This window comes from Echinicola sediminis (assembly GCF_054777495.1).
Genome location: NZ_BAAHAP010000008.1, coordinates 1 through 22,378 on the forward strand (window position 1 = coordinate 1; position 22,378 = coordinate 22,378).

At 43.8% G+C, this 22,378-nt stretch carries 19 protein-coding genes and 1 riboswitch; of the genes, 11 read left to right on the plus strand and 8 right to left on the minus strand.

Annotated elements, in window-relative coordinates; genetic code table 11:
- The first annotated feature begins 195 nt into the window (after positions 1 to 195).
- Positions 196 to 1,242: an App1 family protein gene (locus tag ACYVAA_RS03230; RefSeq protein ID WP_460538615.1), complete on the plus strand. Its 1,047-nt coding sequence runs from the start codon at positions 196 to 198 to the stop codon at positions 1,240 to 1,242.
- A 4-nt stretch (positions 1,243 to 1,246) separates the two neighbouring features.
- Positions 1,247 to 2,122, plus strand: coding sequence for a diacylglycerol/lipid kinase family protein (locus ACYVAA_RS03235; protein ID WP_460538616.1), 876 nt, complete (start codon positions 1,247 to 1,249; stop codon positions 2,120 to 2,122).
- A 13-nt stretch (positions 2,123 to 2,135) separates the two neighbouring features.
- Here the strand turns inward: ACYVAA_RS03235 and ACYVAA_RS03240 are convergent, their stop codons facing one another.
- Positions 2,136 to 2,588 carry a DinB family protein gene (locus ACYVAA_RS03240; protein ID WP_460538617.1) on the minus strand — a complete coding sequence of 151 codons (453 nt, stop codon included), beginning with the start codon at positions 2,586 to 2,588 and terminating at the stop codon, positions 2,136 to 2,138.
- Between the two features lie 345 nt (positions 2,589 to 2,933).
- Entirely contained in the window at positions 2,934 to 4,394 is a 1,461-nt protein-coding gene (locus ACYVAA_RS03245; RefSeq protein ID WP_460538618.1) for a Gfo/Idh/MocA family oxidoreductase, read from the minus strand.
- A 280-nt stretch (positions 4,395 to 4,674) separates the two neighbouring features.
- Between ACYVAA_RS03245 and ACYVAA_RS03250 the strand changes: the two genes are divergently transcribed.
- Entirely contained in the window at positions 4,675 to 6,225 is a 1,551-nt protein-coding gene (locus ACYVAA_RS03250) for a beta-N-acetylhexosaminidase (RefSeq protein ID WP_460538619.1), read from the plus strand.
- A gap of 43 nt (positions 6,226 to 6,268) precedes the next feature.
- On the opposite strand, the gene ACYVAA_RS03255 is transcribed toward ACYVAA_RS03250, so the two are convergent.
- The 3 genes from ACYVAA_RS03255 to ACYVAA_RS03265 form a co-directional block, all read right to left on the minus strand.
- Positions 6,269 to 7,519, minus strand: coding sequence for a serpin family protein (locus tag ACYVAA_RS03255; RefSeq protein ID WP_460538620.1), 1,251 nt, complete (start codon positions 7,517 to 7,519; stop codon positions 6,269 to 6,271).
- A 110-nt stretch (positions 7,520 to 7,629) separates the two neighbouring features.
- A complete protein-coding gene (locus ACYVAA_RS03260) occupies positions 7,630 to 8,805 on the minus strand; it encodes a trans-sulfuration enzyme family protein (RefSeq protein ID WP_460538621.1) in 1,176 nt (391 codons plus the stop codon).
- Between the two features lie 136 nt (positions 8,806 to 8,941).
- Positions 8,942 to 9,051, minus strand: a riboswitch (SAM riboswitch).
- Between the two features lie 93 nt (positions 9,052 to 9,144).
- The gene (locus ACYVAA_RS03265) at positions 9,145 to 9,825 is read right to left on the minus strand and encodes an SGNH/GDSL hydrolase family protein (RefSeq protein WP_460538623.1); all 681 of its coding nucleotides are present in this window, start codon (positions 9,823 to 9,825) and stop codon (positions 9,145 to 9,147) included.
- 516 nt (positions 9,826 to 10,341) lie between these two features.
- Here ACYVAA_RS03265 and ACYVAA_RS03270 point away from each other — a divergent pair.
- A complete protein-coding gene (locus tag ACYVAA_RS03270; RefSeq protein WP_460538624.1) occupies positions 10,342 to 11,499 on the plus strand; it encodes a DUF4407 domain-containing protein in 1,158 nt (385 codons plus the stop codon).
- 13 nt (positions 11,500 to 11,512) lie between these two features.
- Here the strand turns inward: ACYVAA_RS03270 and ACYVAA_RS03275 are convergent, their stop codons facing one another.
- Together ACYVAA_RS03275 and ACYVAA_RS03280 are read right to left on the minus strand one after the other, a co-directional pair.
- Positions 11,513 to 12,292 carry a DUF5995 family protein gene (locus ACYVAA_RS03275; RefSeq protein WP_460538625.1) on the minus strand — a complete coding sequence of 260 codons (780 nt, stop codon included), beginning with the start codon at positions 12,290 to 12,292 and terminating at the stop codon, positions 11,513 to 11,515.
- Positions 12,293 to 12,981: 689 nt separating this feature from the next.
- Positions 12,982 to 14,190, minus strand: coding sequence for a Gfo/Idh/MocA family protein (locus tag ACYVAA_RS03280; RefSeq protein ID WP_460538626.1), 1,209 nt, complete (start codon positions 14,188 to 14,190; stop codon positions 12,982 to 12,984).
- A gap of 250 nt (positions 14,191 to 14,440) precedes the next feature.
- Here ACYVAA_RS03280 and ACYVAA_RS03285 point away from each other — a divergent pair, with 250 nt between their 5' ends.
- Entirely contained in the window at positions 14,441 to 15,025 is a 585-nt protein-coding gene (locus ACYVAA_RS03285; protein ID WP_460538627.1) for an acetyltransferase, read from the plus strand.
- A 7-nt stretch (positions 15,026 to 15,032) separates the two neighbouring features.
- The gene (locus ACYVAA_RS03290; protein ID WP_460538628.1) at positions 15,033 to 15,698 is read left to right on the plus strand and encodes a Crp/Fnr family transcriptional regulator; all 666 of its coding nucleotides are present in this window, start codon (positions 15,033 to 15,035) and stop codon (positions 15,696 to 15,698) included.
- Positions 15,699 to 15,721: 23 nt separating this feature from the next.
- Here the strand turns inward: ACYVAA_RS03290 and ACYVAA_RS03295 are convergent, their stop codons facing one another.
- Positions 15,722 to 16,525, minus strand: a complete 804-nt coding sequence (locus ACYVAA_RS03295; RefSeq protein WP_460538629.1) for a universal stress protein — start codon at positions 16,523 to 16,525, stop codon at positions 15,722 to 15,724.
- Between the two features lie 399 nt (positions 16,526 to 16,924).
- Here ACYVAA_RS03295 and ACYVAA_RS03300 point away from each other — a divergent pair, with 399 nt between their 5' ends.
- From ACYVAA_RS03300 to ACYVAA_RS03320, 5 genes are all read left to right on the plus strand, one after another.
- The gene (locus ACYVAA_RS03300) at positions 16,925 to 17,725 is read left to right on the plus strand and encodes a sulfite exporter TauE/SafE family protein (RefSeq protein WP_460538630.1); all 801 of its coding nucleotides are present in this window, start codon (positions 16,925 to 16,927) and stop codon (positions 17,723 to 17,725) included.
- 292 nt (positions 17,726 to 18,017) lie between these two features.
- Positions 18,018 to 19,439, plus strand: a complete 1,422-nt coding sequence (locus tag ACYVAA_RS03305; protein WP_460538631.1) for an MBL fold metallo-hydrolase — start codon at positions 18,018 to 18,020, stop codon at positions 19,437 to 19,439.
- Between the two features lie 201 nt (positions 19,440 to 19,640).
- Positions 19,641 to 20,222, plus strand: coding sequence for a YeeE/YedE family protein (locus ACYVAA_RS03310; protein ID WP_460538632.1), 582 nt, complete (start codon positions 19,641 to 19,643; stop codon positions 20,220 to 20,222).
- A 14-nt stretch (positions 20,223 to 20,236) separates the two neighbouring features.
- Positions 20,237 to 20,722 carry a DUF6691 family protein gene (locus ACYVAA_RS03315; protein ID WP_460538633.1) on the plus strand — a complete coding sequence of 162 codons (486 nt, stop codon included), beginning with the start codon at positions 20,237 to 20,239 and terminating at the stop codon, positions 20,720 to 20,722.
- A gap of 394 nt (positions 20,723 to 21,116) precedes the next feature.
- A complete protein-coding gene (locus tag ACYVAA_RS03320; RefSeq protein ID WP_460538634.1) occupies positions 21,117 to 22,298 on the plus strand; it encodes an MFS transporter in 1,182 nt (393 codons plus the stop codon).
- Positions 22,299 to 22,378: the final 80 nt, after the last annotated feature.

The following is a 22,378-nucleotide window of genomic DNA, read 5'->3' on the forward strand; positions in this document are numbered from 1 at the left end:
GTCCCAAAACCGAATGCTCCAAAGGCCTTTAGGAGGATTTCAGTTAAGTATTTTGTTTAATTTGTACTACGTGTAAAATTCCGGATAGTCAGATTAAAAATAAAGGGTAAATTTAGTATGTCAATCTTTTTGGGGTGATTATTGCTTCTTTGAGGTTGATGAAATTTTTGAAGAAGCCAATTAATTCAGACCACCATGATCGTAAGAATTCTGACATTTCCTGTTCGGTATGCTTTTGCCAAGGTGAAGAAGGCGGTGGGGAAGCTAGAGAAAATCAAGATTGAGCCTTTGTATGCTTTTGGCAATGAGGAGAGGATTTATGTAAAAGCAAGGGTGCTGGAGGCTTATAAGCAAAGCAAGCCTTCTCCGAAAAAGAACAGTTTGCAAAATATCCTGGCAGCACTCAGAAGGTATGCGGGGAGCAGTGTGCCGGATGCCAAAGTAGTGGTGAGCTATTTTGGACACAAGAAAGAAGTTGTCAGTGATGAGGAAGGGATCATTACCTGCGAGTTTGGAACAGTGGAGCAAGACACGCGTGAGCATCACCGTGTGGGTTTCAGGTTGGTAGAAGAAGAAGGGCTGATTTCGGAAAAGAAACAATGTTTTTTAAATGTTACCCAATTTTCAAAACAGCATCCTGTAGGGGTGGTGTCCGATATTGACGACACGGTTTTGATTTCTCATGCTACAGATATCGGAAAGAAATTATGGCTTTCCGTTTCCAAAAATGCTTACACCAGAAGGCCCTTTCCAGGAGTAAGTGAGTTTTATAAGGAACTGACCCAACATGGGGAACATCCGATCTTTTATGTTTCCAGCAGTGACTGGAACCTTTACGATCTGATCAAAGACTTTTTGGCCTATCGTCATATCCCGGCCGGGCCGATTTTACTGCAGGATCTCCATCTCAATCTCCGAAATATCTGGAAGTCAGGAGGAGGGGATCACTATCATAAACTGGAAAAAATAAAGATGTTGCTGGAGCTTTATCCGGGCATGGAATTTTTTCTTATAGGAGATAGTGGCCAGCATGACCCTGAATTGTATGCTGAAGTGATCAAATCCTATCCAGGGAGGATAAAGTCGGTCTATATCCGAGAAGTAAAGGATGAGGAGCATATGAGCCGGGCAGGGCTGATTAGGGAAGTCCAGCAGCATAAAAACGCTCCTGATGTGGTGTTTGTGAAAACTACCCAGGAAGCCATGAGTCACGCAAAAGAACATTCATTTATATCTTCCTAAAAACATGAATAAACAATATCTATTTGTTCTCAACCCCATATCGGGAGAAGGGGTCAACAAAGCGGAAGTGATAGAAACGTTGCAAAACCAGCTATATGGGATTGAATTGTCTGTGTGGGAAACTACGGGGAGTCCCGATGACCAAACAATGATCAGGGACATGATTGGTGAAAAGCCTTGGGACGGTATTTTGGTGGGAGGAGGAGATGGGACCATTAAATTAGTGGTGGAAGCCGTCCAAGAGAGTGGATTGCCCCTTGGTATAGTGCCTTTGGGTTCCGCCAATGGTATGGCCACCGGTTTGGGGATTCATGGTGTATCCGATGCCTGTTATGCCGTTCAGAAAGGCAGGACTAAAACCGTGGACCTCTGGAGGATAAACGGGGAATTATGCATACACCTGAGTGATTTTGGTTTCAATGCCGGTGTGGTAAAGAAGTCCACCAATTATACCTCGAGGGGAATGATGTCCTACTTCAAGGGGTCTTTAGCGCAATTTGTAGAGATGAAACCCTATAATTTTAAGGTCAAAATAGATGGTAATGAGGAAGCGGTGGAGGCCAAAATGCTGGTAATAGCAAATGGAAACAAGTACGGGACAGGCGCACTGATAAATCCAACTGGGAAAATAGACGATGGGGCGGTGGAGATTGTAGCCCTTAATCCAGAAGGTCTGGATGAGATGGTGGGGCTCTCTCTGGCTTTGTTTAAGGGGACACTGGCAGAGTCAGAGATGGTGAAGATTTGGAGTGTTTCCGAGGCGGAAATAAGCAATCCTGACGGGGCTGATTTTCAGATTGATGGGGAGGTAATGCCTGAAACCAAAACAGTAAAAGTCTATCGTGACAAGTATGCGATAGACTTTTACTGTTTGGAATAGTCTAATAGGATGTTTAGCTAAGGGTGTTTTTTATTGCTTTGGCATAGCCCAAATGCATAGCCTCGTGGATACCGTTGAAATTGACAGCATCAGCGATATTGCTGAGTGTTACTCCAAAACTGGTCGTATATTCGTTGTATTCCTTAAAGGAGCCTATAACCAGGTCATTTTTGAGGCTTTCCAAGGTGGAAAGGGCAAGTACTTTCAGTTGCTCCAATTCTTTTTCGGTAATTGGCAGTTCAGGCTTGGTTCCTTTTCGGAATTTTTCTACCAACTCCTCCTCTATAAGTAGGGGAAGTCCGGAGAATTTATAGCAAAGCAATTGCTGAGTGACTAATGTATGTCCAAAATTCCAGGCAATATTATTGTTGAAGCCTTCGGGAATTGTATTGATTTGGTCAATGGACAATCCATTGATCAGGTTGATGAAATTTTCCCGCGTTTTGATGATGTGATTGATGTTCATGTAGCTCGTAGTCTAGTCGTGCCGCTAAATTAACGGGAACTGCTGAATTATTAAGGGAAATTAGAACTAAAATATGCTAAGCCGGAATGGCTGCTAGCCAAGTAAGTTTTAAGAAAGAGCTTCACCAATCAGTTGGGAGGGACAGGTTTGTACTGATTTGCTTTGGGTGAATTGTTTGAGGTCCTGAAATTTCCAATAATTGCTTTGAAGGTGCAACAATCTGGAAATCATAAAAAAAGAGGCTGTCTCAAAATTATCCCGTCATTGCAGTAAAGGATCATTGAGATCACTTCGCTGCGCTCGTGATGATGGTATAACTTTATTTTAAGACAGCCTCTTGTGAATTTAGATGCTGAGTTTCCAGTTTCCGCGGTATTCCCTTTTGACAAACTGATTGGCTTCGTCAAAGTTGGTGACCTTCATATTGTCGCCGTCCCAAACCAGTTTGATGCCTCTGCCAGGATAATCATAACCGTCTTTTTCACGTGGTTTTCTGATATCATGGCTTCTGATGGCCAGATTGCCCATCAGTACAGTTTCTGTTAATGGACCAGCTATAGAGAATGGAGAGCTCAGTTCGTTGAATTCTTTGCTTCCGTGTCCTGCAATACAGGCTTTCACCCATTGGGCATAGTGGCCATTGTCACCATTTTCTACCCTAGGGATTGTGACAGGGACTTTTTCTCCATCTTCTCTTGAAGTGGGTAAGAGTTTAGGGTCGATCCCATAGGTGGAGCACATCATTTTGCCTTTGGTACCTTCGATGATCACACCGTTGCCGCCGTCACCCATCTGCTCGTTGGGGCCTAGTTCGTCCGGTCGTGAAGGCTGGATGCCGCCGTCCATCCAGTGGAACTCGAGGTCCTTTCCGCTTGGCATTTTGAATTTCAGGGTTACGTGGGAAGAAGGAGGGCAGCCATCAGGGAAGTAGCCTCTCTGGAATTCATCCACATAAACAGAGCCTACGCTGCATTCTGCTTCTTCAGGGTAGCCCAGTCCCAATACTCTAAATGGAGGTTCCATGATGTGGCAGCCCATGTCTCCAAGAGCACCGGTTCCATAATCCCACCAACCTCTCCAATTGAAGGGTACCAAGTGGTCTACGTATTCTTTATAAGGAGCTGTTCCCAGCCAAAGGTTCCAGTCCAATTCGGAAGGGATCTGCGCACTGGAAGTAGGCCATTTTATTCCCTGAGGCCATACGGGACGGTCTGTCCAGCTCCATACTTTGGTGGCCTCTCCGATAAGTCCGGCATTGTACCATTCCATCATTCTTCTTACCCCGTCTCCGGAAGAGCCTTGGTTTCCCATTTGGGTGACTACTTTGTACTTCTCCGCGGCTTGGGTAAGTATCCTGGCTTCGTAAATGTCGTGGGTGAGTGGTTTTTGGACATAAACGTGCTTTCCAAGCTGCATGGCTGCCAGTGCCTGGACGGCATGGTTGTGGTCAGGAGAGGAAACCGTCACGGCATCAATGTGCTTGTGCTCCTTTTCCAGCATTGTCCGGAAATCCTTATAATATTTTGCTTTTGGGAATCTTTCTCTGGAAGTCGCTGCTCTTCTGTCATCTACATCACAAAGGTATCCGACTTCAGCCAATCCACTGTTGTACATGGCGCTGATGTCACTCTGGCCTTTGCCACCTGCGCCTATTCCTGCAATTACCAGTTTGTCACTGGGGGCAGTAAAGCCAGGTCCCCCTAATACATGTCGGGGTACTAAATAAAATCCGGCAGCGGCAGTAGCGGCTCCTTTTAGAAAGTCTCTTCTGGAGTTGCTCGAATTCTTGGGGTTTTCTTTTTTCATTGGAAATATTGTCAGTTGATATTTGTTGACATTTTTTATAAAGAGTGCATAATTTAGAGAAAATTTTTTTTTCTTCAAGTAATGTCATTTGATTTTCAGATTAAGTGGTTAAAAATCAGGATGAACGGTTGGGTTAGGCTATTGGCCTTCCGCGGGCTGAATTAGTTCATCTAAAGTCTCTTTTCCCGTATGTGTCATGAAAAATGTCACTGGTTGAGCTTAAGTTGTTCTGAAAAATTGGTTAAGTTTAAATCGTATACGTTAGCCTAAATTATATTCTATGATCACCAATACAATTGCTAAACTGTCAGCATGTTTGATGCTGCTCATTGTCGGATGTCAAGCCGACCCCAAGCTCTCGGAAAAGTCGCTAATACCTTTGCCGGTAAAAATGATGGAGGAAAAAGGCACTTTTGCTATCAGTAAGTCCACGAAGATTTATATCAGTGAAGAGGAGCAGGCTTTAAGAGGGGTAGCTGATTTTTTAGCGCAGTTTATAGGCAAGGCAACAGGCTTTAATGTGCAAATCGTTACGAAGGAACCTGAAGAGGGAGGGTTTATTGCCATGCATATCGAGCCGGGTCAGTCGCTGGAGGCTTATCAACTACATGTTCAGCCTGATAAGTTGCAGATTACGGCAAGCTCTGCAGAAGGCATTTTCAGAGGCGTTCAAACGTTAAGGCAGTTAATGCCTATTGCCATAGAAAAGGAGGGCGGCTTTGAACGCTCTTCGTGGGAAGTTCCTGCGGGCCTAATAGAAGATTCTCCCGAGTTTGCCTATCGGGGAAGTATGCTGGATGTCTCCCGTCATTTTTTTTCAGTGGAGGATGTCAAGCGTTATATCGACCTGATGGCCTTGTATAAATTGAACTACCTTCACCTTCATTTGTCTGATGATCAGGGATGGAGGATAGAAATAAAATCCTGGCCGAAACTTACGGAGATAGGAGGCAGTACAGCAGTAGGAGGAGGCAGCGGAGGTTTTTATACCCAGGATGACTATAAGGAGATTGTTGCCTATGCTCAGGCACGTTTTATTACCGTGGTACCCGAAATCGATATGCCAGGGCATACCAATGCAGCGTTGGCCTCCTATCCTGAGCTTAACTGTGACGGAAAAGCGCCAGAATTATATACCGGAATCGATGTTGGATTTAGCACCCTCTGCACTGACAAAGAAATTACCTATCAGTTTATCGACGATGTCATCAGGGAGCTTGCCGAAATCACTCCCGGACCCTATATCCATATAGGAGGGGATGAATCGCATGTGACTGCACTGGAGGATTATATTCCTTTCATAGAGCAGGTGCAGGATATCGTCAATTCCTATGGTAAGCAGGTCATCGGCTGGGATGAAATAGCCCATGCCGCTTTGAGGCCAAGCTCAATTGCGCAGTTTTGGGCTAAAGCGGAAAATGCAAAAATGGCGGTGGACCAAGGGGCAAAGGTGCTGATGTCCCCCTCTACCAAGGCTTACTTGGATATGCAGTATGATTCCACCACGCAGTTGGGCCTGCATTGGGCAGCCTATATTGAATTGGACAGTGCCTATATATGGGATCCTGTCAAGTTGGTTCCTGGGATTGGCAAAGAGGATATTTTAGGTGTAGAAGCGCCTCTTTGGACGGAAACCATTGCCAAAATGGAGGATGTTGAATACATGGTGTTTCCCCGGTTAATAGGTATAGCAGAGGTAGGCTGGACCAATCCCGCGCAAAGAAACTGGGAAGGATATCAAGAAAGGCTAAAACAACACCTGGCCAGACTGGATGCCTTGGAGGTAAATTATTATCGGTCCCCCTTATTGGGAGAAATCAAAGAAAAATAAACCATTGGCCGGCCTTAAGGGATTTAGGGCCGGCCAAGGTTTTTTATAGTTGGGAGGGGTCCGTAAGTTTGCCCATAAAGAGAATGGCCCCACTATGTTTTTCTTGAATGAAGAATACAAAGGGGCGATCGATGGTGATGCTTGTGGGACCTGGAATGGCCGATGTCAATTCAACAATTTCGACTACAGTGGCTGCTGCTGCTGCTGTTCCGGTTTCGTCCACCTCTATTAGTGCATCATGAATGACCCTGCTGATTTTCAGTAAATCCGTTGGAGTGTCAAAAAGTTCGGTGAAATTTTTTTCGTCAAATTCAAAAGGCGTAACCAGTCCCATGGCTTTGAGGTCATCCTTCATATTGTTGATTTTTTGACGCATTTTGAACTTAGGCATTTTGAGGATGATGTTCCTTTCCCTTGCATTTTCTCTGTACTGAGCCAATTGGGCAAGTGTCAATTGACTTTCGATTTGCTCAAGGCCATAGTGATCAGGAAGGAGAATGCCCATGGAATACTGGCCAGTGCTGTAAGGGATCTCTATATAGGTGAGGCCTTCATCTTTAAAAGTCAGAAAGCCGGCAGCTTGGTCAATGCCCATCATGTCCACCAAAGTTGACTGGGAAGCATTGATGTGAAATGTCTCTTTTTTTGTTTGGTTTTTATCGAATTGGAATTTCCAGTTTCCCTTAAAATAGATGGCGTTGACAAGGTACATTACCGCATCGGTGTCGACCTGATCAAGCATGTCTTTGATTAAGTTTTCTGTTTGATCTTCAATCCATTTATTGATGATATCGGCAGCACCGGTACTCTTCATGTCCAGCTGACTTAAGGCTGCCAGGTACTGGCTTTGCATGGTGTGTTGGAAGGCAGCCTTTACACTGAGGCTTTTTTTGTACCATATGCCGTTGGCGATGTTGAGTTTTACCTTGGGGTCCACCTCTTTAAGGAATTGGGTGAGTTCATGGTTGGCTCGATTGGCTTCTTCCAGGGAGGTGTTTTCGAAGTTTAATAAGTGCAGGTACTCGTGGAGAACCTCTCCTTTATTGCCGTTCATGGCCATGGAAAGAGCCTGCTGTATGCTGTAGGGGCTAAAAAAGAGGTTGGGCTGTTCACTTTTACTCAGCTGCTGGTACAGGTCAATTGCAAATGCACTACTGGAGCTGGCCAAGTCCTTTTCGTAATCCTGCAAGGTCCTGAGGTTTGGGATGATTTGCTCGTCTTTTGGTTTTTCATCCACACAGGAGGAAAGACTGCCCACAAAAAGGGCAAGGAAAAATAGGAGGCTGTACTTCATGGTTTCGGTTGTTTGATCTTCCCCAAGACGGAAAGAGAGCGGTAAACGCTACAAAAAAAAGCCTTTATGCTGAAGTGCATAAAGGCTCTAGGTAGTTGGTGTCTTATTGATTACCTGGATCTTTCCAGGGCTCTTTCCACATCCGCGATGATGTCATCGTGATGTTCGAGTCCTGCAGAAAGTCTGACCAGGCCAGGATGAATTCCTACACGCTCTCTCTCCTCTTCGGAAAGTTTGCTGTGTGTGGTCGATGCCGGGTGGGTGATGATGCTTCTGCTGTCTCCCAAATTGGCCGTAACAGTAATCATTTGTAGTTCATCGATAAATCTTTGCGCTCTTTCGATTCCTCCCTTTAGCGTCAAGGTAATGATCCCGCCGCCGTGTTTCATCTGCTTTTTTGCCAGGTCATACTGCGGATGGCTTTTCAGGAAGGGATATTTGACAAACTCGAGATCGCGGCTGTGTTGGAAAAAATCTGCCACTTTTAAGGCATTGGCACAATGTCTTTCCATTCGGACAGCCAAGGTTTCCATGCTTCGGGAAAGTATCCAGGCATTGAAAGGCGAAATGCTCGGTCCGGTATGGCGGGTGAAGAACTGCACCTCTTGGATAAGTTCTTTTTTGCCCAGAATCAGGCCTCCCAATACCCTTCCTTGTCCGTCGATGTATTTGGTGGCACTGTGGGCCACAATATCCGCTCCCCATTTGGCAGGCTGCTGAAGGTAAGGGGTGGCGAAACAGTTGTCGACCACCAAAATCAGGTTATGGGCTTTGGCAAATTTTCCCACCCACTCCAGGTCGATAACCTCCAGTCCTGGGTTGGAGGGCGTTTCAATGAACAACATTTTGGTGTTGGGCTGTACCAGCTTGTCCCAGTTTTCAATGTCAGAAATGTCACCATAGGTGGAAGTGATGCCCCATTTTGGGAAAACCCGGGTGAGCAATTGATGGGTAGAACCGAAAAGGGAACGGGAAGCAAGAATATGATCTCCCTGCTGTAAAAGGGAGGCTATGCTCCCAAACATCGCGGCCATTCCGGATGCAGTGGCAATTCCATCTTCAGTGTCTTCCAAGGCACAGACTTTTTCGATCAGGTCTGTACTGTTGGGGTTGGCATAGCGGGAATAGATGTTTCCGGGGATTTCATCGGCGAACATCTGACGGGCCTCTTCAGCACTTTCAAAGGTAAAGCTGGAGGTTAGGTAAATAGGGGCAGAGTGCTCTTTATGATTTGATTTGGAAGAAGCGATTCTGATGGCTTCGGTTTCAAAATGTTTATGTGACATAATTGCTGTTTCTTTTCAGAGTTAAAGTAAATGTTGATTGGGTGAAGGGACACGTTGCACACACATGGCGTACTTGCGTGAAATCCGGTGAGGGATAAGGAAAAAGGAAAGTGTTTGTAAGTGGTGCATAAAGTCTAATTTATAGTTCCCTAATTGATTATGGGGCAGGTATTGGCACCTTTCCAACGAGTAGGATGGTTGCCAGAGGGTCTTGGAGCCTGATCTCTCGCCTCTTCTTTATAAATCAGTTTCCTGAAGTCCTGCAAAATAAGGACAGCACGATTGAAATTCCAAACGATTTGATGTCTGTATCATGAAAATTGCCGAGAGGAATGGAATTTATGGTAGCAGTTCCTTGATGCTTTCTGCCCAAAGGTCATAGCCCTTTTTGTTTAGGTGCAATTGGTCACCTAGGAAAATGTCCTCCATTGGCTCCCCATCGGCATCCAATAAGATGTCCCATAGGTTGATAAAACTCACTTTTGCTGTTTGCTTGCAGTATTGTTCGAGTAGCTGGTTTAGCTCTTCGTACTTGTCTTTTAAATGCCATCTTGCAGGGCTTGGTTTTGGGCTGAGGAATACTATTTCAGCCTCTGGCAAGGTTTTACTGATTTTATCCGTCAGTTTTTTCATTGTACCCAGTACCGTTGTCGGTTTCTTTCCGCTGGCCAGGTCATTGTCTCCCTCGTAGATGAAGATTTTTTGGGGATGGTAACGGAAAATAAGTTCGTCTGAATAATACAGGAGTTCGTGGGTCTGCGACCCTCCAAAGCCCGTGTTGATGATGGTGAACTCAGGGAAGTAAGCGTTGAGGTCTTTCCATAGCCTTATGCTTGAACTTCCAGTAAAAAGAAAAACTGCGTTTTTATCTTCTGGTACAGGAGTGTTTTCGATGATCTCGCTGACTTCTTTTCGGAAGTGTTCCGGAGTTTCTTGTGCCAGGAGCAGCTGGGCAAGAAAAGTAAGGAACAATGTGGTGATGAAAATACCTTTTAGGGGCTGGAAGAAATTTCGTTTCATGGTTTTGATAAATAGGGTTTATGTATATCCGCAAAGACAACAGTAGCGCTAAATTAGCAAACCATTTCTCACAGCCTTGTCCACGGAGGCGGATAAGGCTGTGAGAAATAAATTTACTGGTGTAATTACGAATAATTGTAATTGGCTTTATTGCTTCTTTTGGTTTTTGGAAAAGTAAGGATAAAAATCTGTTTTTTTTATTTCTGGTCAGATTTGTGGTTTCAAAGATATCCCCAAATTACATGCTGCCGTAAATAGGCACATTGGAAAGTAGGTCATGGATAACGGACAATTTTCCGTACAGTTTAAGCTAATGACCGCTTTACTTTTCTGTAAATAAATACGGGGCGATGGAATGGTTTTTATACGGTTGAAGACCGAGAATCGGCTTTTGGAACCTTTTAGTGGGCATTCTGTCACTTTTTCTGTTATGGACAAAGATGGCGTGGTACTTTGGGGCTGAAATAGCCCGTTTTTTGATAGTAAGCAGTTTCAGTTATAGACCGTAAATATTCAATGGATAAACTTAAAAAGTTCCTTTGGTTTTGCAGTGGGGGGAATTTCTCCTTGCTCAAGAAATGCCTGACAGAGTCCAACAAGTATATGGGGATTGGAGGTACTGTGTTTTTTACGGGATTGTTGGCAGCTCTGTCGGCAGGCTATGCCCTCTTTACGGTCTTTGATGTATGGTATTGGGCGGTGCTTTTTGCAATCGTGTGGGGAGTGATGATTTTTAATTTGGACCGGTTTATTGTTTCCGGAATGAGGAAAAGAGCAAACGCCTGGCTGGAGTGGAAAATGGCCATCCCCAGAATAGTGTTGGCGATACTGTTGGCCCTGGTGATCTCCAAGCCTTTGGAGCTGAAGATATTCGAAAAGGAGATCAACCGGAAAATAGAAGAGGATAAAATACAGGCCTTGGCGGAGGCAAAATCAGGTTTGGATGAAGCCTTCCCGGAAGTGGATAGGCTGGAAGCGGAGAATGATGCATTGCGGGAGGAGGTACTGGTCAAAGAGGCTTTCAGGGATTTAAAGCAAAAAGAGTATGATGCCGAACGTTTTGGGGTAAAGACACCTGGGACCACAGGAATAGTGGGCCTGGGTACCAATGCCAAAAAGAAAGAGGAGCAGTTGGATGAAGCCTCCAAGGATTTGGCCGAATTGCAAAAGAGAAACTGGGCGAAAATTGATGCGAATGAGCTGGCCATTCAGGATATTTTGAAAGATAAAAAAGCTGTTCTTCAGCAGCAACAAGGAGCTATCAGCCAATATGATGGTTTGGCAGCAAGGATGGAGGCGCTTTCTGTTTTGTCCAAAAGTAGTCCTGCCATAGCCTTGGCCAATCTTTTTATTGTATTGTTGTTTGTGGGGATAGAAACAGCTCCGGTAATCGTAAAGCTGATTGCGGGACGTGGACCTTATGATCTCTTGATGGATAAGGCGGAAAGTGAGGTGGAGGTTTATACCAAAGAGATGAAGTTTAAAAATGAAGAAAAAAGCAAAAGTAGGCTCAGGTATTTTACAGAAACCCTAACGGAAGAGACCTCGTTGGCTATAAAGGAAACGCTTCATAGGAACCAGCATATGGCCGATCTTCGTATGAGGCAGTTGGAGCAAGGGAAAACGGAAGAGATGTCCGGGGAGGAGAAAAGCCTTTCTGAGAGTTCTTCTTAATAGGTGATGCATGTTATAGTGTCTGGGAGAGATTGGAGGGGACACTTTTCTTTGCGATCACTTCAAGTTGTTCCATGACATTAGGAATGGACTTCCACTCGGTCCAACTGATGATTTTAGCGATCCAACTCAGTTTTCTTCCCGGAGAGACAATCTTCAACGCCAGATTGTGGATGGCCTTGTCCCGTTGGTTCAGGCATTCAGGTCTGTTTTCAGCCATAAAATAGTTGTTGGCAAATTTCCAGGCGCCGTCCCTAGCCAACCGGATGCTGAAGTTGAGCAGCATTTCGTCCTTACCGTTTGCGAATTGGATGAAAAAGCCAAAAACAGGGGAAACCTTAGAAAGGTTTGCTTTTACACCATCCACCAATTCGGACAGTATCAGGTTGATTTTGTCAAAATCGTTAATGATTTCCAAGATATTTTGACCTTTCATGGTTTCTACCGTCGCGATGCCGAGGTCCAGGTTGATATGGGCATTGATGCCTAATAATAGATGTTGCAAAACCATGTGCCCGCCGGATTCGGAGGTGTCAAAAGCGCAAAGCCAGCTTTTTGTAGGGTCTTTGCTGGTTTTGTAGGCATCGTAGGCATCAAAGAATCTTTGGGCAAAGAAGATGTCCAGCTTTTCCATGCGTGGGTTGTCCTCGAATTCGCTGTTTTCAATACCTGTTTTTATCCTGATAGTGACTTGTCTGTAAAGTACTGCAAAATAGCCTATTCTACTATTGCTGGATTGGCATTGAGAAACGATCTCGTCCATTCTTGCGATGACCTGGTCGATGTTGTCCATTGAGAAAAAGTGGATTTAAAATGTTTTCGGTATTAATATAGTGGATGCACGGAAAAATTAAGTTGCCGGAAGCGATTTTTTGTGATTTTGTAGAAAGTTGTGGTTTTTATCCCGCTTGGGATTGTTGAATCGGTTTAGTACAGTGTATTAAAAGAATATGTCTTTTTAGAGCTACGTATAATTACTTGTTTTTATGTTTGCGAGCCAGCGTGAATGGAAATTATTTCGGTCGTATAGTTGTGGCGAAAAATATTTTATATTAAGTTTAGAGAAGTTTTGGTTCTAAAAATGAGGAACAAATCCTTTTTTTCCAAAATATATACGGCTGTTAGTCAGTTAAAATAAACCCATTCGAAGGATCTTTGCAGAGATCCTTCTTTTTTTTGTCTTTTTTTAAACCTGTTTTACGGGTTTTTACGTAAAACTTATTAATGCCGGTTGTTTTTTAAACCTGTGTTTAAAGTTTTTGTGTAAAAGGTGGTTTTTTTACCGTTGTTTTTAGTCTGTTTTGGGGATAAATGCTTTTAAATACATTTATCCCGATATTTTAATACCCGATTCTTTTGAAGCTGCGAATATAAGGGGTGAGGATCAGTTGTTGATGGGGCAGTAGGTTATGAATTTGTTAATTCATAAAAAAAGCTACCAATCGGTAGCTTTTTATTTTAAAGTATAGTAAAAGGGGTAGGTCAGGCATAATTATATTCCGGTTTCCAATATTCGATGGTTTTATCAAACAGCGATTGGTTCGCCAGATGGATACATGTGGCAGTAGTAGCTCCACTAATGACATTGGAGGCGGGCAAGGAATTGTCATGGATAGACTTGTGGAAATCCTTCAGGGCATACCAAGTACCGTCTTTGGTTTTTTCCTCCAAAAGAGGAATGCCCTTTCCATCCTTCCAGGTCAGTTTGGTGGCCCCTGATACCCCGTCAACGATTTGTAGTTCTTCCATTTTTTCTTTTTCCGGATAGAAATACCCCTCGTTCATTAGGAGCTCGACTGTACCCTGAGTGCCTTTGATGCTAAAAGAATAGCCTTCACGGGCATTGCTGCAGGTGGCGCCGAAGTTGCCGATCATTTCTTGCTTATCGTATCTCAGCAGGAGTTGCACATTGTCGAATGTTTCCCGGCCATCGTGGTAGTTGTCTATGCCTCCAGTTCCGATGATGGTGTCAGGATGGGTCTCGAAGGCCCAATTGATAAAGTCGATCTGATGGGAGAGCAATTCCGCCGGTAGTCCTCCTGAATATTCTTTATACATTCTCCAGTTGATCGTTCTTTCAAGGGAAGGGTCGGGCACGGGTCTTTTCCAGTTCCAGTTTCTGTCCCATCTGGAATCGATTTGGGTGACTTTTCCCATATAGCCAGACTGGATCATGTCTTTTACCTTATAGTATAAAGGGGTGTAGCGGTATTGGTGTCCTACCTGAAGAGTGAGTTTGGGATTCTCGTTTACCAAGTGGATAAGTTCCATTGCTTCAGGGATGTTATACGTCATGGTTTTTTCCAAGTAAACATGTTTTCCGGCCTGTAAGGCAGCTTTGGCCGGGGAAAAGTGCATATTTAGTGGCGTGGCAATGACCACGGCATCGACCTTTCCTTCTTCAATGAGCTTGTTGTAGTCCTTAAAAGATGTAAACTTTTTGCCCGAAAACCTTTTTTGGGTTTCTTTCAACCTGAAATCCATGGTATCGCAAATGGCGGTGATTTCAAATTGATCGGTCATTTGGCTCATGACATGCATGATTCCCTTTCCCCTATCTCCACAACCGATCACCCCCACTTTTATGGGGCCATCTTTTATAAATGATTGGTAGGCGGATGTAAGTTGGTAGGGAAAAATAGATGCTCCCAAGACTACCCCTCCTGTTTTCATGAAATCCCTTCTTTTCATTTGCTTATTAACTTATTTACTGATTTTTTCTTTTCCACAATTTTAAATATATGTCAATACGATTTTAAATAAAAGCCGAAAATGGTTGGGAGGAGATAATTTTGTTATTTTGGGGCAGTATGGCCCCTGTGTCGTTGGAGGAACACTGACAAGAATTATATAGATGGCAAAGAAGTTGGATTAAAGGAATCTTTGTTGGAGTGATTTGGAGCTTGGGGCACTGTTTAAAATCTCAAATCGACAATTAGATATGTATATCTTTGGTGCTTCTGGACATGGCAAGGTAGTAATTACAGCTTTTGAAAGCTGTGGTATCAAAATTAGCGGTGTCTTTGATGATAATCCAGGCATTGATCAATGTCTCCAGTATACCGTAAAACCTTATAATGGTGGGGAGATATTGCAGGATAATTGTGCATTTATCGCTGTGGGAGATAATAGCGTGAGGAAGAAAATCTATGATAGGTTGGGCAAAGGCGTTCGCTACGGTTCTGTGGTTCATGATAAAGCTTTTGTCAGCGAGTATGCAAGTTATGGCACAGGTACGGTGATCATGGCTGGAGCCCTGGTCCAGGCTCATGCGAAAATCGGGAATCAGGTTATCGTCAATACGGGAGCTGTGGTGGACCATGATTGTGAACTGGGGGACTTTGTGCATATAGCACCCAATACTACCTTGTGTGGAGGAGTGAAAGTAGGGAGGGGGAGTTTAGTAGGAGCGGGGAGCACGGTGCTGCCAGGAAAAAGGATTGGAGAATCATGTACTATTGGTGCAGGAGCTACAGTACTCAGGGATGTGTTGGACGGAGAAGTGGTATACGGGGTGGTGAAATAAGTATCAAATGGAAACAAAGACATTGAACAGTGTGTTGTCTGGGATCACGGACACGGTGCTTCTGGAGAGTATCAAGAAGGAGGGGCATGAAGTCAAAGTGCCTGCCGGACAAAGCATCATGGAACCGGGGCAGTTTGTCAAAATGGTGCCCATAGTACTGGAAGGGGCCATAAAGGTGTTAAGAGTGGACGAGGAAGGAAGGGAATTGTTCCTGTATTATTTATATCCGGGAGAGACCTGTGCATTGTCCTTGACCTGTTGTGATGCGTCCAAACCTAGCGAAATTAAGGCGGTAGCAGAAGAGGACACCCTTATTTTAGGTGTTCCGGTACGCTTTCATGAAAAGTGGAGTGAAGAATTCCGACAATGGAAGGATTTCGTTACCCAAACCTACCAAACCAGGTTTCAGGAGATGCTGAAGGCATTGGATGCAGTGGCTTTTCTTAAAATGGATCAGCGGCTAATGCGGTATATACAGGTAAAAAGGGAGAAGTTCAATAGCAATGAGCTGCAGATCACGCATTTGGAAATAGCCAAAGAACTGGGGACATCGAGGGAAGTGATTTCGAGATTGTTAAAGCAACTAGAGAAGAAAAAGTGGATAGAGCTGGGAAGGAATAAAATTTATGTCCGTGATGATTTTAAAGAATTGATCAACAAGGAGCAGTTTTGAAGGTGAGTCCGGGTTTTAATTTTTTATTTCAATACCAATAGGGGAACAGTGGTCTGCAGGGCCATTTCAGCGCAGTGGCTTTTGTTGAACAGGTAATCGAAAAAGCCATGGTGCCTGGAAAACATGGATAACATTGTTTGTGAGTTTTGCTCCAGGTAATTGAGAAGCCCTTTGTTTACCCCATGGGCTAAAACTTCCTCAAACTGAATGGTCAGCTGGGGAAATCGATCCTTCAGGTAGCTTGACAATTCGAAAAAAGTCAATTGATGGACTTCCTCTTCCTCTTTTTTGATGTGGATTATTTTATAAGGAAGATGATATTCCTTGGTCAGCATGATGAGCTGGCCCAAGAAGATGATGTCCTCCTTGTTCAGTTCCATGGCCAATGAGATGGATTCTATTTTATGGAAACTGGCACCCTGTGGTATGCACATGACCGGTTTTGGGCAATGCTTGATCACCTCTGAAGTGGTGGATCCGAGAAAAGCATGTCTTATTTTGTTCTCACCGTGACTGCCAACAATAACAAGGTCATAATCTCCACTTTTTGCCTCAGCACAAATGGCTGAAGATGCAGTTTCCTGTTTGATCAGGTGGCCGGTGGTGATGCCATCCGCTTTGGCTGATTGTTCCAACGCTTTAAGTTCTTTTTTAGCTTGTTTTTCTACGGTAATGATATAATCCGCCACCTGCGCGGCAAAATCATAAATAGGTGTAAAGGCAAACAGCAGGGTGATGGAGCCCGCATGGTTCTGGGCCAAATGCCTGGCAAATTGGAATGCATTGAGGGCATTGTCAGAGAAATCAGTAGCTAAGAGGATTTTCATGGCTTACCGAATGAATTGTATAGTTAATATAAGTAGTTAAACCCAAAATTCATGCCCTTGGGCAGGAGAATCACCAGTGAATTCCTTACGTTTTTCAGGATCAGCTCAGAAGAGGTTTGGGCAAAAGAAAATAAATTGCTTTTTTTCAACACCTCCAAAATGGCTGATCGATCTATTATTACATGATGTTGCCTCCATAAAACAACGGGGAAATACCCTTTTGTAGGATATTTTTAATAGGTTTGGTTGTTGGCGAAAAGGATGAAATTCAGGTTGAAAAGGTGTTTTCATGGGAAATTCGAAAGCTTTGAGAAAAGCCAATGTAACAAAAGTCACCTGAATGATCATCAGGAAGCCCTAGCTTTGCTCTCAAGATAAGAACGCATAGATCAACTGTAAATGGACATTATTATCATTTTTGGCTTTTTGGCTTCTCTGGTTATTGGGATGAGTTTGGGATTGATTGGAGGGGGAGGGTCTATATTGACCGTGCCGATCCTAGTCTATTTATTCGGTATATCCCCGGTTGTTGCGACCGCTTATTCCCTTTTTGTGGTGGGCGGAACTTCATTGGTTGGGTCTTTTTCCTATATGGCCAGGGGAAGCATTTCTTACAAAACAGCGCTGGTGTTTGCCATTCCGTCCTTTACAGCCGTGTTTCTTACCAGGAAATTTGTCGTCCACCAGCTTCCGGATGTACTTTTTACTTTTAGAGATGTCGTCGTGCCAAGAGATGTGGCTATCATGGTTTTTTTTGCACTGATCATGGTTTCTTCAGCCTTTTCAATGATAAAAAATGGAAAAAAGCTCAGGCCCAAGCGGAGCGGGGAAAGGTTCAATTATCCGATGATTGCAGTTCAAGGGTTGTTCGAAGGCACGATCACTGGAATGGTTGGGGCTGGAGGAGGCTTTTTGATCATTCCTGCGCTTGTGATTTTGGCCAAACTGCCCATGAAGAAGGCGGTAGGAACTTCCCTGTTGATCATTGCAGCCAAGTCACTTTTGGGATTTACAGGGGATTTGGGCGCGGTGAAAATGGATTGGGGCTTTCTGTTGGCCTTTACGGCCTTATCCATTAGCGGGATCTTTTTGGGAAGTAAGCTGTCGAAACAGATAAAAGAAGCCACATTGAAAAAGTTTTTTGGATGGTTTGTCCTGGCTATGGGGCTGTACATTCTCCTGTCCGAAATCTTAGGGTGATGAAGGGCCATTTTAAGGATATGTGATAGAAGTCACTGTCAGGCTTAAATGTAGGCCTTAACTTCGTATTAGATTCATGGCAATAGTGGAACTATTCCATTGACTTACGAGTAGAAATAGTAAAGTCTAAAGTCCAAGTCTGAAGTCCAAGTCTAAAGTCCAAGTCTGAAGACTTGAACTAGTTGGGTGAAGTAAAAATAGTAAAGTACAGGTCTGAAGTCTTGAACCAGTTCACAGCAGATAGTACAACCAAATTAGTAGAGAAAAGATTAACCGCATATCGTATTAAGCAATGAAAGTAGAACAGATTTATACAGGATGTTTGGCCCAGGGAGCTTACTATTTGGAGTCCAGTGGGGAAGCGGCCATTATTGATCCATTAAGGGAGGTAGAACCTTATATAGAAAAAGCAAAAAGGAACGGCGCGAAAATTAAATACGTTTTCGAAACCCATTTTCATGCGGATTTTGTCTCCGGACATAAAGATCTGGCCGATAAGACCGGTGCAAAGATCGTTTTTGGGCCTACGGAAACTCAACTGGGATTTGAGGCAGTCAAGGTAAAGGACGGGGAAGAGTTTCAGCTGGGAAATGCAAGGATCAGGGCAATACATACCCCAGGTCATACCATGGAGAGCACTTGCTATCTGTTGACGAATAAGGAGGGCAAGGAAGAGGCGATTTTTACCGGAGATACGTTGTTTATAGGAGATGTAGGCCGGCCGGATTTAGCGCAAAAAGTAGCTGAGGAGCTGACCCAAGAAAAGCAAGCAGGGCTGTTGTATGACTCGCTGAGAAACAAAATCATGCCTTTACCGGATCATTTGGTGGTCTATCCGGCGCATGGAGCAGGAAGTGCATGTGGTAAAAATATGAGCAAGGAGACTTCCGATACCCTGGGGAATCAGAAAAAGACAAACTATGCTTTGCAGGATATGAGCAAGGAAGAGTTTATCAAAAAATTGACCACAGGGCTTACCCCGCCTCCTGCTTACTTCCCCAAAAATGTACGGATGAATATCCAAGGCTATGAGAGTATTGATGAAGTACTGGAAAGAGGGGAAAGAGCACTTTCTCCGGAGGAGTTTGAAGCAGTGGCCAATGAAACAGGTGCGGTTCTATTAGACACCAGGGACCCTCAGGATTTTGCGAAAGGATTTATTCCAAACTCCATCAACATCGGTATAGATGGGAGCTTTGCTGTTTGGGTAGGAACGATGATTACCAATATCAACCAGGAAATTTTGGTGATTGCAGATGTCGGTAGGGAAGAAGAGGTGATTACCAGATTGGCCCGTGTGGGCTATGATCACGCCATAGGCTTCTTAAAAGGTGGTTTTCAAAGCTGGTCTAAAGCGGGCAAGGAGACTGATGTTATCACCTCCATTTCGGTAGATGACTTGGCGGGGCTTAAAAAAGCAGATCCTTCTATCAATATCCTTGATGTAAGGAAGGAAAGTGAGTACGAAAGTGAGCACCTGATCGATGCGGAAAATAATCCATTGGATTATATAAATGAGAATATGAGCTCAATAGATAAGGATAAAAAATACTATATTCATTGTGCAGGTGGATACAGGTCCATGATTTTTACCTCTATCATGAGGGCCAGGGGCTATGAAAATCTAGTGGACATCAATGGGGGCTTTAAATCGATAAAAGATTCGGGTAAATTTGAATTAACAGCCTACGTTTGCCCCAGTATTAAGCTTTAATAAATATTGTGAACAAAGGATGATTAAGAAGGGGCGGTCCAATGGTAAGAAAATAGATCACGCGCGACGGAAAATGATCTAACTGTGCATTCATTGCAGGTAGAGGACATTCTCAGCCTGTGTGAGGTAAACTTAATTCAATCATCATTGAATTCGAATGACCTAAACTTATTTGAGGCAGCTTCTTTTATAAATGAAATTATGGAAAAACTATTAGAATGGATGAGTCAACCATGGCCCTGGTATGTAGCGGGGCCATTATTAGGGCTGACGGTGCCTGTATTATTGTTGTTGGGGAATAAATCGTTTGGGATTTCTTCCTCACTGCGGCATATATGTGCAGCCTGTGTGCCTGCCAAAATTCCCTTTTTTAGTTATAACTGGCGGAAAGAGTCGTGGAATCTCTATTTCGTATTCGGTGTGATGTTGGGGGGAGTATTGACAGGGACTTTTTTATCCAACCCCGAGGCCGTAGTGGTGGCAGAGAGTACGCAGAGGGATCTGGCTGCTTTGGGGATTACAAAGTATTCCAACCTTTTGCCGGAATCCATATTCTCATGGGGAAATGTGTTGAGCATGAAGGGGTTGATATTCTTTGTGTTGGGTGGTTTTATGGTTGGTTTTGGAACTCGGTATGCAGGAGGATGTACTTCCGGTCATGCAATTATGGGAATCAGTAATTTGCAGTGGCCTTCTATGGTCGCAACTGCTTTCTTTATGATCGGAGGGTTTGTGATGACACATTGGTTGCTTCCTGTATTGATGAAATGGGCTGGAATATAAATGATATTGAAGAAATGAAAACATTAGAAAAACATCGGGATACGCTTGAGCATAAACCTTCAGGCTTTTTGGGGAAGGAAGAAAAAGGATTAAAGCTGTTAAAATACCTAGTGGTGGGCGTTTTTTTCGGGATTGTATTGGTGAAGTCGGAAGTGATTTCCTGGTTTAGGATCCAAGAAATGTTCAGGTTGCAATCCTTTTTTATGTATGGGGTGATAGGTTCGGCCATTGCCGTTGGTATGCTATCTATCTACCTTATTAAGAAATTCAATATCAAGACCCTTTCAGGTGAAAAGGTGGAGTTGAGGGATAAGGAATTTCGGAAGGGACAAATCATTGGAGGTTTTATATTTGGTTTAGGCTGGGCCATCACCGGAGCCTGCCCTGGCCCATTGTTTGCCCAGATTGGTACCGGTTATACCGTTGTACTTGTGACCTTGATGAGTGCACTGTTGGGTACTTGGGTTTATGGGAAGTTTGAGCACAAACTGCCCAATTAAGGGCTATTTACTTTATATAGGATATGGATGCCGAGATTTGGCGTCCATTTTTTTTATCTTCATTTCTGCCAATAAGAAGAAAAAATGATCAGGTTTGCTCAAAAGTCAACCGTCATTTGAAAACTTTTTTATAGATCATTCTGATCAATAGGATAGCCAATAATACCGTAACTCCTGCAATAACGAATTCCATAAATGTATGATGGGATAGTAGCACAAGGTAATTATAAAGGGAATGGCAAAAAAGGAGCAGAGCTGTGGAAGGAAGATTTTTTTTATTGTGTACTAAATTAAAGCACCATTGCAATCGATTGATGTGTTTTTATCTGGAGAAGGGGCTCTGGAATGCTAAAAAAGTCCGTTACTTTGTAGGGTACAACCTATTAAAAAACCTATGAACTTATTAAGAAAGAGGAGGATAGCGCTCGGCTCACTTTTTTTTCTGGCGGGACTGAGTTTTGCTTCTTGGGCATCGCGGATACCAGATTTTCAGCAGGCCTTCGATTTGACGGAAGGAGAACTGGGGACATTGCTCTTGGGAATGCCCATAGGGTCCTTGATGGCTTTGCCATTGGCTGGTTGGGCGGTGGATAGATACGGGAGCAGAAAAGTCATCGTGGTCGGTAGCATAGCCTATGGCCTTTCTCTTTTGAGCTTGGGCTATATGGGCAATGTTTTTCAGTTAGGCATGGCTGTAATCCTTTTTGGAGTGATGGGCAATATTATGAACATTTCCTTGAATACACAGGCCTTACTGGTAGAGGACAGGTACAGAAGAAGTATTTTGGGTTCCTTTCATGGCCTATGGAGTCTGGCAGGTTTTACAGGGGCGGGAATTGGAGCGTTGATGATAAAGCTGGAGATGGCGCCAAGTGAACATTATTGGGTGGTGATCGGTATCATGATGCTCATTCTGTTATTTTCCAATAAATTCTTGTTTAAGGATAGGAAAAGTCAAGATGGAGGAGGGCTGGTGTTGAGGAAGCCTGATGCCATTTTGCTGAGAGTTGGGCTGGTAGGTTTTTTCGGAATGATGTGTGAAGGCTGTATGTTTGATTGGAGCGGTGTTTATATCAAAAAAGTAGTATTGGCCCCATCAGAATTAGTGCCTTTTGGGTATGTAGCCTTTATGGGCGCCATGGCATCGGGGAGGTTCTTTTCTGATGCACTGGCCAATAAGTGGGGGAAAATTGCCATGCTAAGGTTAAGTGGTGGGCTTATCGGAGCTGGGCTCTTACTTTCTGTGGCCTATCCTGTGTTTACCAGTGTGATCGTAGGGTTTTTATTGGTAGGTATCGGGACTGCTTCAGTCATTCCTTTGTCCTACAGTATTGCAGGAAGGTCTACGATGTATTCGCCAGGAATTGCCTTGGCCTTGGTGTCTACCATTTCTTTTTTTGGTTTTTTATTGGGGCCTCCATTGATTGGATTTGTTGCAGAGCTGTTTGACCTACAGGTCTCCTTCGCACTGATTGCCTTTATGGGGATCTGTATAACTATTTTGGTGAGTATAAGGACACAAATTTTTGAATCCCATAAACTCCCCCAAAAAACCGAGACTGCTGCCACCACTTAAATTTGGGGGAACAGGTCTGAGATGATGAACAAGTTGCCTTTAAGAGGGGCAAAGGGTTAAGGTAAAAAGGATGAGAGGAG